Raw genomic sequence first — 14,219 nt, 5'->3', positions numbered from 1 at the left:
AGCGTTGTAAAGCATCGCCTGAGTTGTTGTATTCCTTTTTGTTTACTGTTTATCTTAGTGATGGAAATTAGGAAGTCATGTCAGTCGAAGAACAGCCACGAAATTCATCTTTCGTCTAAGGCTGTTCTTTCTTTTTTTGTGGGCGACTGACTTGGAGATCTACAGCTGTGCCGTGACCATGCTATCTGCAACTTGTTAACGGATATGGTAGAATAAGAGGCGGTTTACACTGTATCAGGATTATAGATGACTTGAATTTTCATGATTTTTAACCGTATGAGCGAACATAATATAGTAGGTTTTCGAAGAAAAAGAGAAAGTGTTCGTTCATAAACCATAAGGAAGTGAATGAAATGGACTTATTTTCATATTCCCAAGAGTCAACGCCAAGCAATCGGTTGCTTGCGGATCGCTTGCGTCCGACTTCGCTGGATGAATATATTGGACAGGAGCATGTTGTGGGTCCGGGTAAGCTGCTGCGAAGAGCTATAGAGGCAGATCAGGTCTCTTCTATTTTGTTGTACGGACCACCGGGGTGCGGCAAAACGACGTTGGCACATATTATCTCGCAACACACGCAAGGCGATTTTGTACGTCTGAATGCTGTAGAAGCATCTGTGAAAGACGTAAGAGAAGTCATTGACCGTGCACAGACGAATAAATCGATGTATGGCAAAAAAACCATTTTGTTTCTCGACGAGGTACATCGTTTTAACAGTTCACGTCAGGATGCACTGTTGCCTGCGGTGGAAAAGGGCACGATCGTGTTTATTGGCGCCACGACTGAAAATCCCTTTCACTACGTCAACGGCGCTTTAATGAGCCGTTCTACGCTGTTCCAGCTTGAAGCGCTAACGCAGGAGCATTCGCTGGCTGCTATGCGCCGCGCCTTGAGTGATGCGGACAAAGGGCTCGGCTACATGCAGCTTCAGGTCGATGAAGCTGCACTGGCTCACATTGCGTCCATGGCGAACGGCGATATCCGCCGCGCTTTGAACGCGCTGGAACTGGCGGCGCTCACGACGCCTCCGCTGGCAGACGGCACGATTCACGTGACACTGGAAGTCGCAGAGGAATCCATTCGCCGCCCGATTGTCAAAGCAGATGAATCCACGCAGTATGACGTGCTGTCGGCCTTTCACAAAAGCATTCGCGGCTCTAGCGACGCCGCGCTGTTCTGGTTCCTGTATGCCGTAGAAAAGCTCGGCATGGACCCGATGACCTTTATCCGCCGCCTCATCGCGGCGAGCAGTGAGGACATTGGCCTGGCGAACCCGCAGGCAATGGTGCAAGCGGTGAGTGCGCTTGAAGCTTATCGCAATAACGGCTGGCCCGAGGCCAAACTGAACATTGCACAGGCCATTTTGTTTGCCGTGGAAAGCCCCAAATCGAATGCCGTATATACAGCGATTTCACGGGCCATGTCGGCTATGGACGATATCAAATCGGCCGAGGTGCCACTCCATTTGCGTGACGCACACTACAAAGGCTCGGAAAAGCTCGGTCATGTTGGCTATCAATATCCACATAATTATCCGAATCATTATGTGAAGCAGCAATATTTGCCCGATTCGATAGCAGACCAAACCTTCTATCAGGCTACTGAGCAGGGGAATGAGTCCAAAATCAGGCAAAACCAGCGGTGGCGGGATTCACAGTCTTAATATATGTGCGACTTCATATACAGAGTGTGTACGATATCGTCACGTTACACCATGATCGTGCAAGAGCGAAGAAGGGGATAAAAAGATGAAAGACGTGCTATTCGTTGCTGCGGGCGGAGCGCTTGGAACCTCTACCCGTTATGGTCTGCAATCGCTGCTGCCTGCGGCGGGTGCGGATTTTCCACTTGGTGTGCTGCTAATCAATTGGATCGGCTGCCTGTTTCTGGGTTGGTTCTTTACGGTAACCTTGCGATCATGGCGGATCAAGCCGCGATTGCGACTTGCCATCGGAACAGGCTTTACAGGGGGCTTTACCACCTTTTCCACCTTTGCAGTGGATGCTGTCCGCCTCACGGTTCACGATCGTATGCTGACGGCTGTGTTGTACCTGCTGCTTAGCGTAGGCGGAGGGCTGTTTTTGACATGGATAGGTATCCGCCTAGGTTCAAAAATGACGCAGGCTGCTCCCAAGGAGGAACGCTTATGATCTGGTGGGCAGCGGCAGGCGGTATCGTGGGTACACTGGCGAGATACGGGCTTGGCATGTGGGCCGGAAAGAGGTTTGGTACCGCATTTCCGTGGGGGACGTGGATCATTAACGTCAGCGGTTCATTGCTGCTAGGCTGGCTCTATGGCGAGTTTACGCAAAACCATTTGTCTCCTGCACTCTGGATGCTGCTAGGAACAGGTTTTTGTGGCGGCTACACCACCTTTTCCACATTTGGCTATGAATCTCTTCAACTGATGGAGCGTAAAGAATACCGACGCATGGCTATGTATGTACTGTCCTCTGTCGTGGTAGGAGTTGTAGCTGCGGCTATCGGGTACAGAGTCAGTTAAGCTTTATACATTTTCGAAATAACACGTAAAAATGCAATAAAAAGCTTCCAATCCCGTACTCAAGGCATTTTCAGCCGTGATAAGGTTTCGGAAGCTTAGTGCTGTACCTATACAGCTATTTTTTATCTCGTTCTTTGTACAATTCAGGTAAAAGGGATTCAAGTTCAGGTCTTGGATCAGGATCAGACAACTTCATTTCCTCCAGCGTTTGGACGGCAATCCGTAGCACAGTATAATCCCTATACCAACGGTTGTCTGAAGGAACGACATACCAAGGAGCTTGTTTGGTTGCGCTTAGCTCTAATACATCCTCATAATACTGGGTATATTGCTTCCAAAATTTTCGTTCCTGCAAGTCACTTGGATCGAGTTTCCAGTTTTTGTGAGGCTTTTCAATTCGGTCGATCAGCTTTTCTAACTGAAATTGCTTTGAAATATGTAAAAAGATTTTAACCACCTTTACACCATTATCCAGCAACAACTGTTCAAAATGCTTGATATGCTTAATATTCCGTTTGGCCTGCTTATCGGATATCTGTCCGTGAACACGTGTAATCAGCACATCCTCGTAATAAGAACGGTTAAATGCTGCAATATATCCACGTCCTGGGGTAACGCTATGAGCACGCCACAAGAAATCATGACTTAATTCCTCAGCCGTAGGTGATTTAAAGCTGTGGACAGTCACCCCCGCAGGGTTAAGGTTGGAAAATACCTGTTTGATGACGCCATCTTTGCCGCTGCAATCCATACCCTGAAATACAAACAAAACGGATTGTTTTTTCTCTGTAAATAATTTGCTTTGTAATTCCGTGAAGCGTTCCTTCAATTGATCTGTTTCCTGTCGGATTTCTTCTTTATTTTTGATATTCTTCGTATCCTTGGGGTCCCATTCTTTCAAAGAAACTTTTTTACCCGGTGTCAGCATTCCTAATGAATCAGACATAAAGGCACGCTCCTTTTCAATTGAAGTATGATCTTGTCTACATCATATACCCAAATGAGGATGTTATCAAAAGTTCCTTATGTATTAATGGTCTTTCAAGTTAATTCGAAAAGGATTACATAGGGAAGAAGTTAGAAGTCCATTGTAGCGATCTTATTTAAATATGACGGTTCCTATTTTAAATGGGAAGCATACCAATGGATTAAAAAAGGGACGTGCATACACCATGGAAAATTTTTTGCAAGGAATGTTTGTCCAGCATGACAGACATCATAAAGAGCAGATTATCAATTCTTTACAAGCCATTACTAAAAACATCTTTCATTAAAAAAGTCGCCTCCCAAATCTGGAGAGACGACTTTTTTAATTCCCTGCTATATCAATGCAAAATGGTCATTTTATTTAAACTGTTTCAGGCTGAAGTTTTTCAACCTTATCAATGGTTCCGCCACCCAGACAGCGTTCCCCGTCGTAAAATACAACAGCTTGTCCAGGCGTAATGGCCTTTTGATGTACATCGAATATGACATGCACGGTTCCATCCGCAAGCCATTGTAAAGTTACTTGCTGATCAGGTTGGCGATAACGGAACTTGGCTGTGCAACGGAATTCGCTGGTCGGACGAGTATCTGCGCCTTCAATCCAGTTCACGTCCGTTGCAATCAGGCTGGTAGAATACAGACTGTGGTGACGATCACCTTGTACCACATACAGAATATTCTTCTCCAGATCCTTATCCGCTACAAACCACGGTTCGCCTGAACCCGATCCGCCAATGCCCAAGCCTTGTCGTTGACCCAGTGTATAGTACATCAGACCATCGTGACGTCCTTTGACTTCACCAGTAGCGATATCCACCATGTCTCCACCTTTTGCAGGCAGATATCCACTCAGAAACTCCTTGAAATTACGCTCGCCGATAAAGCATACGCCTGTGCTGTCTTTCTTCTTGGCCGTATACAGTCCCGCAGCTTCCGCAATTTTACGTACTTCTGGTTTCGGCAGATGACCGATGGGAAACATCGCTCGGGACAACTGTGTTTGGCTTAATGCATTTAGGAAATAAGTCTGATCCTTGTTGCTATCCACACCTCGCAGCAAAGTAAAGTGGCCGTCTTCTTCCACAACCCGTGCATAATGTCCAGTAGCAACATAATCTGCTCCCAAATCCAGCGCTTTATTTAGAAACTCGCCGAATTTAATTTCACGGTTACACATGACATCCGGGTTGGGTGTGCGTCCAGCTTTATATTCATCAAGAAAATAGGAGAATACTTTATCGAAGTATTCTTTCTCAAAATTGACGGTATAGTAAGGAATGTCGATCTGTTCACAGACGCGGCGCACATCCTCCGCATCCTCCTCAGCCGTACAACGGCCAAATTCATCCGTGTCATCCCAGTTTTTCATGAAGATGCCGATTACGTCATAGCCCTGCTCCTTCAGCAGCAGCGCGGTAACGGATGAGTCGACGCCACCGGACATCCCGACGACGACACGGGTTTCATGATTGGCTTTAGCCATGGTCATCACCCAATTCTTTCAATATTGTTGTAGAACCCACCTATTGTAACATAAACGATAATAAGATACGATGTTTGGACGATCAAACGACACGGCGAACGATGGAAGAAAGCTATATAAAATGGGCTAAAGCTGTTCCAAATCGCTCGAAAGCAACTTTTTTTAAGATTGTTACCGTAATGTTTCCCTTTACCTGCCCTAATATGTTAACATAAGCTGAGGGTTAGGATCGGAATAGAGAGGTTTACAACACCAGTTATTCCGCGTGTTTAACGGAATTGTTACTATAAGTGAGGTGGCACAATTGAAAATATCAACGAAGGGCCGTTATGGTCTGACCATTATGATGGAACTTGCAGCCAGGTTTGGCGAAGGTCCAACTTCTTTGAAAAGTATTGCCGAAAAAAATCAGCTGTCAGAGCATTATCTGGAACAGCTCATCGCACCTTTGCGTAATGCAGGTTTGGTAAAAAGTATCCGAGGTGCTTACGGCGGTTATATTTTGGCGAATGAACCGGCAGGAGTAACAGCGGGAGACATCATTCGTGTACTGGAAGGTCCGATTTCTCCGGTCGATTTCACGGAAGAAGACGATCCGGCAAAACGTCAGCTGTGGCTGCGAATTCGTGACAGCATTGCTGAAGTGTTGGATTCTACTACACTTAAGGACTTGATCACATACCAAGAACATGATGAATTGGACAATTACATGTTCTACATTTGAGGTGGATTAACATGAACAGAATTTATCTGGATCATGCCGCATCGACTCCTATGCATCCTGAGGTTGCGCAGACTATGATGGACATCATGACCGGCCAATATGGCAACGCTTCGAGCGTTCATGCCTTTGGCCGCGATGCCAAGCGCACCGTCAGCGCTGCTCGGGATGCCGTTGCGGCCTCTTTGGGCTGCAAGCCTGAAGAAATTATATTTACGAGCGGAGGGACAGAAAGCGATAATCTGGCCCTGTTTGGGACGGCTACGGCAGACGGCCGTACTTCCGGGCATATGATTACAACCGCGGTTGAACATCACGCAGTGCTTCATGCTTGTGATGAGCTGGAAAAAGCGGGGTATGAGGTGACTTATGTCCCGGTCAACGGTTTTGGACGCGTGAACCCTGCGGATATCGAGGCTGCCATTCGTCCGGACACTTTTTTGATCAGCATGATGTATGCCAACAATGAGGTGGGCGTCATTCAGCCGATCTCAGAAGTAGGGCAGATTGCGAGAGAACATGGCATTGTATTCCATGTAGATGCGGTTCAAGCTTACGGTCATATATCCATCGACTGCCGGAATCTCCCAATTGACTTACTGAGTGTGTCGGGTCATAAGATTAACGGACCACAAGGGGTGGGTGCATTATATATCCGCCAAGGTACACGCATTCAGCCGCTAATGCATGGGGGACTTCAGGAAAAGAAACGCCGTGCCGGGACAGAAAACATCGCCGGTATTGCGGGTCTGGCTAAAGCCGCAACTCTAGCTAATGCTTCCATTGAGGAGCGTGGGGTGCACGATACGGTTCTTCGCCAGACACTGCTTAAAGGGTTGGAAGACACTCTGGGTAGCCAAAATTTTGTAATTAACGGTGATCCTGATCATTCTTTACCTAATGTCCTTAATGTTAGCTTTCCGGCCATTGGTACAGAGACCATGCTGATGAACCTTGACATGGAAGGAATCGCAGTAGCAAGCGGATCAGCCTGTACTTCCGGATCTCTAGAGCTATCGCATGTATTGCAGGCGATGGATCTTCCTGAAGATGTTTTACATTCAGCGATTCGGTTTAGCTTCGGTTTGGGTAATACTACGGAAGAAATGGAATACACGGCCAAGAAAATTGAAACCATATGGAAGCGGCTGCGTACTAGGTACTAGGGATTTCTCCGCATTTTAATAAGAAGGGAGGGGCGGTTTTCCATTTCATTGCATGAACGGAAGCAAGGTCTGACAGGCATGTAGGAAAAGGACCGCACCTTCGTTCGGATTGCAGAATGAGGAGGTACCCTATATATGAAGCTTCAAGATATGATCGGACTTGCCGTTTTCGATGTGGAGGACGGGAAGCAGATTGGTAAAATACATGACTTTATGGTGACAGCTGATTGGCGGATCACAGGGATCGAGTTGGAAGGAAAAGGGCTTTTTTCTTCTCACGTGAAAATGGTTGCTTGGGATGACATCGTTGCTTACGGTGAGGATGCGATCATGATTCGCAATCAGCAGGCTGTCCGTAAAACGGAGGCCCATGATATACAACATACGTACTTGCTTGGACCCGGTAAACTGAAGGATCTATCCGTGCTAACAGAGGAAGGGCTTATGCTCGGGCACATCTCGGATGTTTATTTTGACCAGGAAATGGGCAATAACATAATAGGCTTGGAAATCAGCGATGGTTTTGTATCGGATATTATAGAGGGGCGGAAATGGCTGCCCTGCACCGAAGATATGTCCATCGGGGAAAATGCTGTTATGGTTCCCCCGTTAAGCGAGCAGCGTCTGGAAAAAGCCATATATTCTGTTAATGGATAGGGTGAGTTTATTGAGATGTCCGAATTGTAATTCCAAAGATATCGGCAAAATCGGCTCCCATCAATTTTATTGCTGGGGATGCTTTATCGAACTTCAGGTGAATGGTGAAAAAATGTCTGTCTACCAAGTGGAAGAGGATGGAACGCTCAGTTCGCTGGACGACCTATTCTTTGGAGATGAGATGGCACAACAGGACTTGCCGCAAATTCATGCTTCTTCCTAAGCTTGACACCGAAAGTGGACAGGCTGCTTGCTAAGAGGTGTGATCTACATACGCTTAGTAGGTTGGATAATGCTTGATAAAAACAACGAAGAGGGTGCCCCAAACGGCCATATTGGCTGGGGCACCCTCTTTTGTATACCGTTTTTGTGAAGATGGTTAGTTCTACAATTTAAAGCGTTTGACCTCTTCCAATAAAAGATCTGCATGAGAATCGAGTTTGGCAGAAAGGTCGGCAATATTGTTCATGGCATGACCTTGTTCTTGCACAGAGGAAGCCACTTCCTCTGTAGATGCTGCACTTTGTTCAGAAACAGCGACAACGCTGGAAATGACATCGGAAATATGTCCAGCATTCACACGGAGATGATCTGTAGCGGCGGTAACGTCCTCAATTTGGGCAAGCATATGCTGAGAAGCCCCACGAATGGATTCAAACGCCTGTCTCGTTGCAATGGCAGCATGCTCCTGTTCTACAGTTACAGCAAGAGCCTTCTTCATTTCCTCCGCGCTTTGTACTCCTGCAATTTTAATTTCTTCCAGCTTACTCATGATACTGTCACTGGAACTGCCCGCTTGTTCAGCCAGCTTTCTCACTTCTCCCGCGACGACGGCAAAGCCTCGTCCGTGTTCTCCGGCCCGTGCCGCTTCGATGGATGCATTGAGGGCCAGCAGGTTTGTTTGTGCGGCGATATCGTGGATGGCCCCGGCCAGCCGCTCAATATCCTGAGTTTTCAGCGCGAGCGAATCTACGGCTTCTCCTGCCGCAGTCGTCGTTTGTCTGGACTCGGCGGCCAGTTTCGCTTGACGTTCTGCTGTTTCATACCCTGCAAGCACGGCAGAATCTGTTTCGAAAACGGCAGTTTGGGTCCGTTTAACACTTTCGCCAATCTGGTCGATGGAGCCTGTCATGTGAGTCAGCTTCTCAGAGCCGGAATATACAGCTTCAGCCTGATCGCTCGCTCCTTGGGCAAGCTCCTGAACTGCACTGGAGATTTGTGACGCGATGGTTCCAGTATCCTTAGCGTGCTGATGCATATCATGGGAAGCTGAGCTGACATCGCCCGCCGTATCTGATACCTTGCGCAACAGGTGAGAGAGATTATCAGACATGATATTAAAATCTGTCCCCAGGCTGGCAATTTCATCTTTACCTTTAACATCCACACGAGCGGTCATATCGCCTTCAGCTATACGTTTGACATTCGCTTGGAGTCTGCGAATCGGCTTAATAAAGTTGTTTGCCGCCCAGATCGCCAGCAGCATAGCGACAACCAAGATGATAGCAACCGTTATAATCAACATATTACGAGTGGAGTAATACTCCTGAAAAGCAATATCTTTGGAAATGGACAACCCTACAATCCAGCCTGTGCTAGGCATCTTTTTAAAATAAAGCTGACGGTCACTACCATTATAGCTATAGTCTGTTTCTCCCGAAGCTGCGCTCAGCAGGGCCGCGGTTGATGAACCCAACTCGGGATTGTCCTTGAGGTTTTTGCCAGCCAGCTTGTTGTCTGGGTGCGCGATCACGGCTCCATTTTGGTCAATCAAAAATGCGTAGCCCAATCCGTTCAAGTCTATGCTTTTAATTATTTTTGTCATATCGTTGAGCATTATATCCTCGCTGACCACACCAGTGACGGAGCCATTCGAATTTTTGAGAGGCTTCGCAATAGAAATGGTGAAATTCGTACTATTTGCATCAATGTATGGGGACGAGTAATACATTTCTCCCTTGGTTTTGGCATCCTTGTACCACGGTCGAGCGCGAGGATCATAACCTGCTTCAAACCAGCCAGATCCATCCCAGTAGGCTCCATCTTCAAAGCCTGCGTAAATATTGGAAATATTTTGATCTTTATAGTTTTGAAAAGCTGCCTTCAGAGATACGGCTTTGGCATCTGATGAAATATCGCTGGATTCCAGACCTGCAGCCAATGTTTCAATAATTTTGGCATTACCACCTATCCATCCGTCGAGCTGATTGACGGTTTCGGAGGTTTTGCTGTTCATAAGCTCTTGGATATCATGATTGGCCTGATTTTTAACGCTTGTCATGCTAATGATCGACAATGGCCCAGCTGCAACGATAACAATGCAAGTGAAAAGGAGAATAAGCTTGATTTTTAAGTTCATGTAACGACCCCCGATGTTTCAGAAATGTGAAAACTTAAAGTAGTGCTTTGTACTTATATCGTCAGATGGAATGACTTTGTTAATTGTTTTCATCCGTTTTCATCATTTTTTTACAATGGTAATCTATGGGGCATTCCAGACTCGCGGGAAGGATTAAAGTAGAGGTACAGGCATATACTTAAAGGAGGCTAGTCCAGTAAGGGGGCACGAAATGGAGCAATTAACGAAAAGTAGACTGTTCCGGTACGGAATATGGACGCTGCTGGGACTTGTCATTCTATATTTTATCTGGCTGCTGCGACCTTTGTTTTTGCATTTGTATGAATTTCTGAAAACAATCATTGCTCCGTTTGCGGTAGCGATGATCATCTCCTATGTACTTAATCCGGTTGTCAGTATGCTGGGCGGTCGCAAGGTGCCTCGAAGCGTAGCTGTGCTGCTCATCTATGCTGTGTTTTTAGCCAGTCTCGTTGTGATTCTGATGAACCTGATTCCGATGTTCATTGAACAACTGGATGAGCTGAATGAGCATCTGCCTGAGCTGACCATGCATGCACAAGGATTAATGACGAATATGGATAGCGGCATTTTGCCCCAAGGGGTGCGAACGGGTATGAATCAATGGTTTTTCCAACTAGAGAATCGGATGGCAACAGGGATTTCTAACTTTATGGATAACATCGGCGGGATGATCAATATGCTGTTCAATGTGTTCATTGTACCGTTTCTCATTTTTTATATTTTGAAGGATTTTGATGTGTTCGAGCGGACGATTGTGTCTTACCTCCCGCGTTCTCGTCGCAAGGCGATTGTAACGGTACTTAAGGAAATTGATCAGGCGCTTGGCAACTATGTCAGGGGACAATTACTGGTATGCGTCATTATTGGAGTGATGGCTTATCTCGGATATATGCTCATTGGCATGCCTTATGCGCTGTTGCTGGCAGGAGTGGTTGCGATTTTTAACATCGTTCCGTATTTGGGCCCCTTTTTGGGAGCCGCTCCGGCAGTAGTCATGGCTTCTACGGTCTCCTTAAAAATGGTGCTTTTGGTCGTGGTCGTTAACACCTGTATTCAAGTGTTGGAGAGCAATGTCATTTCTCCCCAGGTGGTGGGACGAACGTTGCATCTGCATCCGATAGCCATTATTTTCGCTCTGCTAGTGGGTGGGGAAATTGCGGGAATTACCGGCTTGATTTTAGCGGTTCCCGTGATGGCAGTCTTAAAGGTAGGACTTCAGCATTTTTTTGCTTATTACGTGAAGCGGAAAACAATCTGATTTTGTCCATACACCGTATGTATCTTGTCTGAAATCGCGTTGACACGGCTAAATGACACGGATATACTGAGTTGAGTATGTTTAAATGTGTTTATCCAGTAGGGAAAGCTCATTTCGAAGTGCGGGCTGAACCCGCCGGGATGCTCCCGTTACCAGTGAAAACAAGGCGATCGATCGTCCGTTAAGCAAATGTTGGTGTGCAGCTTGCGCATGGGCATTTCGTACAGAGGGGACGGCGTTAACCAGGGTGGTACCGCGATACAATCGTCCCTGATCCGTTCAGGGGCGTTTTTCTGTTTTTTTATGGCCTGTGCCAGGAACCAGTGACACCATAATTAGGAGGCTACTTATATGAAAGCTAGTGAAATCCGCTCCAAATGGCTGGAGTTTTTTGAAAGCAAGGGACATGTGATTGAACCAAGCGCGCCGCTTGTTCCACATAAAGATCCTTCCCTGCTGTGGATTAATGCGGGTATGGCACCGCTTAAGCCTTATTTTGACGGACGTGTGAAGCCAGAAAATCCACGTATTGCCAATTCGCAAAAATGTATCCGGACGAACGACATTGAGAATGTCGGCAAAACGCGCCGTCATCACACCTTTTTCGAAATGCTCGGCAACTTTTCCATTGGTGACTATTTTAAGGAAGAAGTCATTACATGGGCATGGGAGTTTCTGACGGATCCAAAATGGATTGGTTTTGATCCGGAACGTCTGGCTGTAACTGTGTATCCTGAGGATGAGGAAGCGTACAAGCTGTGGAACGAAAAAGTTGGACTTCCTGCCGAGCGTATCATCAAATTGGAAGATAACTTCTGGGATATCGGTGAAGGCCCTTGTGGACCTTGTACGGAAATCTTTTATGATCGTGGCGAAGCCTACGGAAGCGACATGACGGACCCTGAAATGTATCCGGGGGGAGAAAATGAGCGTTATCTGGAAGTTTGGAACCTCGTATTCTCACAATTCAACCATAACAAAGACGGCAGCTATACGCCGCTTCCGAACAAAAATATTGATACAGGGGCTGGATTGGAGCGTTTTGCATCCATTTTGCAAAATGTGGATTCCAACTTTGATACGGATATCTTCCAGCCACTAATCCAAAAAACAGCGGCGATGGCGGGAGTAAAATATAACGAAAATGTGGACAGTGACGTGGCTCTTAAGGTTATTGCTGACCATGTCCGCACCGTAGCTTTTGCAATTGGTGACGGTGTGCTGCCTTCTAATGAAGGACGGGGTTACGTGATTCGCCGTTTGCTGCGCCGGGCTGTGCGCTATGGAAAAATGCTGGGCATGAACCGTCCATTTATGTTTGAGCTGGTGGAAACCGTTGGGGATGTCATGGGTGTGTATTACCCTGAGGTAGTGGACAAGCGTGATTTCATCATCAAAGTGATCAAAACGGAAGAGGAACGCTTCCATGAAACACTGACAGATGGATTGGCAATTTTGTCCGATATCAGTGCTCAGGCGAAGGCCGAAGGTCGCAATGTCATTAGCGGAGCAGATGCTTTCAAACTGTATGATACGTACGGGTTCCCATTCGATCTCACAGAGGATTATGCGGACGAGCAGGGCTTGAAAGTAGACCGTGAAGGTTTTGATGAAGCGATGCAGGAGCAACGCAAACGTGCCCGTGATGCTCATCAGGACAGCGCGAGCATGAAGATTCAGGGCGGAGCTTTGTCCGATCTGGCGGTTAAAAGTGAATTTGTTGGATATAATGACCTCGTAACTGAGTCTAAAATAGTGGCGATTGTATATGAAGATGTACTGGTGGACAGTGTTAGTGAAGGGCAGTCTTGTCAGGTCGTGCTGGATGTGACTCCTTTCTATGCCGAAAGCGGAGGACAAGTCAGTGACCAAGGCTTGCTGCGTGGAGGTACGGTAACTGCGAAGGTCGAAGGGCTGTTTAAGGCGCCACAAGGTCAGCATGTGCATCAGGTTGTTGTAGAAGCCGGTGAGCTGAACGTTGGCGATACGGTGAAAGCAGAAGTAGATCAAGCTTCACGTGGAGAAATTGAGAAAAACCATACGGCTACACATTTGCTTCACAAAGCGCTTAAAGAAGTGCTGGGTGACCATGTCAATCAAGCGGGTTCTTTGGTAGAGCCTGGGCGTCTGCGTTTTGACTTCTCCCATTTTGGAAGCATTACACCAGAAGAGCTGGCGGATATTGAACTGCGTGTAAACCGTGCCATCTGGAGCCAACTGGATGTTAGTATTGAACTGAAACCGATTGATGAAGCCAAGGCTCTCGGAGCAATGGCGCTGTTCGGTGAAAAGTATGGAGATATCGTACGGGTCGTTAAGGTAGGCGATTACAGCATTGAACTATGCGGTGGCTGTCATGTCAGCAATACTTCGCAAATTGGCTTGTTCAAGCTTGTCAGCGAGAGCGGCATTGGATCAGGTGTACGTCGTATCGAAGCGGTGACTGGACGTTTTGGCTTTGAATATATGGAAGGTCAATTAGAGCTGTTGAAGGTTTCGGCTGGGCTTGTAAAATCCAAGCTGTCTGAGGTGCCAAAGCGTATCGAATCTTTGCAGCAACAAATTAAAGACCTCAGTCGTGAAAATGAATCGCTGCAAAGCAAGCTGAGCGTTATTGAGGCGGGCCAGCTGACCGATCAGGTCGTGCAAGTAGGCGGGGTGCAGCTGTTGGCTGCACGCGTGCAGGCTTCCAGCATGGATGCGTTGCGTGCGATTGCTGATGAACTGAAAGGGAAACTTCCGGCTGCTGTGCTGGTGCTCGGCGCTGCAATGGACGACAAAGTTAATTTTGTCGTAGCAGTTCCGGCAGAGCATACCAAGGCTGGACTTCATGCAGGCAAGCTCGTGAAAGAAATTGCTGCCGTATGCGGTGGCGGTGGTGGCGGACGACCTGACATGGCGCAAGCCGGTGGTAAGGATGCCAGCAAGCTGGACGAAGCACTTCAACGTGCGCATGAACTGGTGTCGGCAGCCTCACAAGGATAAAGTTCGATAATTTTTGCGGATTTTTGGGAAAAAACGGGCTTAGATATTTCCTTGTAGGGCTTTGCTTATGGTATGATG

12 protein-coding genes are annotated in these 14,219 nt (G+C 47.0%); 9 read left to right on the top strand and 3 right to left on the bottom strand.

Going from position 1 to position 14,219, the window contains the following annotated elements:
- The first annotated feature begins 353 nt into the window (after window positions 1–353).
- The 3 genes from ACM1ND_RS20235 (at window position 354) to crcB (ACM1ND_RS20225) (ending at window position 2,504) form a co-directional block, all read left to right on the top strand.
- Window positions 354–1,664, top strand: a complete 1,311-nt coding sequence (locus ACM1ND_RS20235; protein ID WP_023989915.1) for a replication-associated recombination protein A — start codon at window positions 354–356, stop codon at window positions 1,662–1,664.
- 85 nt (window positions 1,665–1,749) lie between these two features.
- Complete coding sequence (crcB, locus tag ACM1ND_RS20230; RefSeq protein ID WP_075154633.1) at window positions 1,750–2,151, top strand: fluoride efflux transporter CrcB; 402 nt, start codon at window positions 1,750–1,752, stop codon at window positions 2,149–2,151.
- Complete coding sequence (gene crcB / locus ACM1ND_RS20225) at window positions 2,148–2,504, top strand: fluoride efflux transporter CrcB (protein WP_075154632.1); 357 nt, start codon at window positions 2,148–2,150, stop codon at window positions 2,502–2,504. Before crcB (ACM1ND_RS20230) ends, crcB (ACM1ND_RS20225) begins: the two co-directional genes overlap by 4 nt.
- A 115-nt stretch (window positions 2,505–2,619) precedes the next feature.
- On the opposite strand, the gene ACM1ND_RS20220 is transcribed toward crcB (ACM1ND_RS20225), so the two are convergent.
- The gene (locus ACM1ND_RS20220) at window positions 2,620–3,450 is read right to left on the bottom strand and encodes a PPK2 family polyphosphate kinase (RefSeq protein ID WP_025723903.1); all 831 of its coding nucleotides are present in this window, start codon (window positions 3,448–3,450) and stop codon (window positions 2,620–2,622) included.
- A gap of 402 nt (window positions 3,451–3,852) precedes the next feature.
- On the bottom strand, window positions 3,853–4,974 hold the full coding sequence (gene mnmA / locus ACM1ND_RS20215; RefSeq protein WP_023989910.1) for a tRNA 2-thiouridine(34) synthase MnmA: 1,122 nt from the start codon (window positions 4,972–4,974) through the stop codon (window positions 3,853–3,855).
- A gap of 304 nt (window positions 4,975–5,278) precedes the next feature.
- On the opposite strand from mnmA, the gene cymR reads away from it, so the two are divergent.
- From cymR to ACM1ND_RS20195, 4 genes are all read left to right on the top strand, one after another.
- A complete protein-coding gene (gene cymR / locus ACM1ND_RS20210) occupies window positions 5,279–5,698 on the top strand; it encodes a cysteine metabolism transcriptional regulator CymR (RefSeq protein ID WP_013311532.1) in 420 nt (139 codons plus the stop codon).
- 11 nt (window positions 5,699–5,709) lie between these two features.
- Window positions 5,710–6,861, top strand: a complete 1,152-nt coding sequence (locus ACM1ND_RS20205) for a cysteine desulfurase family protein (RefSeq protein ID WP_053325958.1) — start codon at window positions 5,710–5,712, stop codon at window positions 6,859–6,861.
- Between the two features lie 135 nt (window positions 6,862–6,996).
- Complete coding sequence (locus ACM1ND_RS20200) at window positions 6,997–7,518, top strand: PRC-barrel domain-containing protein (RefSeq protein ID WP_013311530.1); 522 nt, start codon at window positions 6,997–6,999, stop codon at window positions 7,516–7,518.
- A 10-nt stretch (window positions 7,519–7,528) separates the two neighbouring features.
- Window positions 7,529–7,741: a hypothetical protein gene (locus ACM1ND_RS20195; RefSeq protein WP_013311529.1), complete on the top strand. Its 213-nt coding sequence runs from the start codon at window positions 7,529–7,531 to the stop codon at window positions 7,739–7,741.
- A 162-nt stretch (window positions 7,742–7,903) separates the two neighbouring features.
- Here ACM1ND_RS20195 and ACM1ND_RS20190 read toward each other — a convergent pair whose 3' ends face one another.
- A complete protein-coding gene (locus tag ACM1ND_RS20190; protein ID WP_023989908.1) occupies window positions 7,904–9,877 on the bottom strand; it encodes a methyl-accepting chemotaxis protein in 1,974 nt (657 codons plus the stop codon).
- Between the two features lie 211 nt (window positions 9,878–10,088).
- On the opposite strand from ACM1ND_RS20190, the gene ACM1ND_RS20185 reads away from it, so the two are divergent.
- Complete coding sequence (locus tag ACM1ND_RS20185) at window positions 10,089–11,156, top strand: AI-2E family transporter (protein ID WP_023989907.1); 1,068 nt, start codon at window positions 10,089–10,091, stop codon at window positions 11,154–11,156.
- 351 nt (window positions 11,157–11,507) lie between these two features.
- Window positions 11,508–14,141 carry an alanine--tRNA ligase gene (gene alaS / locus ACM1ND_RS20180; RefSeq protein WP_053325956.1) on the top strand — a complete coding sequence of 878 codons (2,634 nt, stop codon included), beginning with the start codon at window positions 11,508–11,510 and terminating at the stop codon, window positions 14,139–14,141.
- The last annotated feature ends 78 nt before the right edge of the window (window positions 14,142–14,219 follow it).

Source organism: Paenibacillus sp. JJ1722 (genome assembly GCF_048282685.1).
In the GTDB taxonomy this organism is placed as follows: Bacteria; Bacillota; Bacilli; order Paenibacillales; family Paenibacillaceae; genus Paenibacillus; species Paenibacillus polymyxa_B.
The sequence above is the reverse complement of the archived record's forward strand: the minus strand, read 5'-3'. Positions and strand labels throughout refer to the sequence as shown.

Excerpts from the sequence above, each read along its gene's own strand:
- ACM1ND_RS20235 (WP_023989915.1), top strand. The coding sequence starts at position 354 with ATGGACTTATTTTCATATTCCCAAGAGTCAACGCCAAGCAATCGGTTG.
- crcB (WP_075154633.1), top strand. The coding sequence starts at position 1,750 with ATGAAAGACGTGCTATTCGTTGCTGCGGGCGGAGCGCTTGGAACCTCT.
- crcB (WP_075154632.1), top strand. The coding sequence starts at position 2,148 with ATGATCTGGTGGGCAGCGGCAGGCGGTATCGTGGGTACACTGGCGAGA.
- ACM1ND_RS20220 (WP_025723903.1), bottom strand. The coding sequence starts at position 3,450 with ATGTCTGATTCATTAGGAATGCTGACACCGGGTAAAAAAGTTTCTTTG.
- mnmA (WP_023989910.1), bottom strand. The coding sequence starts at position 4,974 with ATGGCTAAAGCCAATCATGAAACCCGTGTCGTCGTCGGGATGTCCGGT.
- ACM1ND_RS20205 (WP_053325958.1), top strand. The coding sequence starts at position 5,710 with ATGAACAGAATTTATCTGGATCATGCCGCATCGACTCCTATGCATCCT.
- ACM1ND_RS20200 (WP_013311530.1), top strand. The coding sequence starts at position 6,997 with ATGAAGCTTCAAGATATGATCGGACTTGCCGTTTTCGATGTGGAGGAC.
- ACM1ND_RS20190 (WP_023989908.1), bottom strand. The coding sequence starts at position 9,877 with ATGAACTTAAAAATCAAGCTTATTCTCCTTTTCACTTGCATTGTTATC.
- ACM1ND_RS20185 (WP_023989907.1), top strand. The coding sequence starts at position 10,089 with ATGGAGCAATTAACGAAAAGTAGACTGTTCCGGTACGGAATATGGACG.
- alaS (WP_053325956.1), top strand. The coding sequence starts at position 11,508 with ATGAAAGCTAGTGAAATCCGCTCCAAATGGCTGGAGTTTTTTGAAAGC.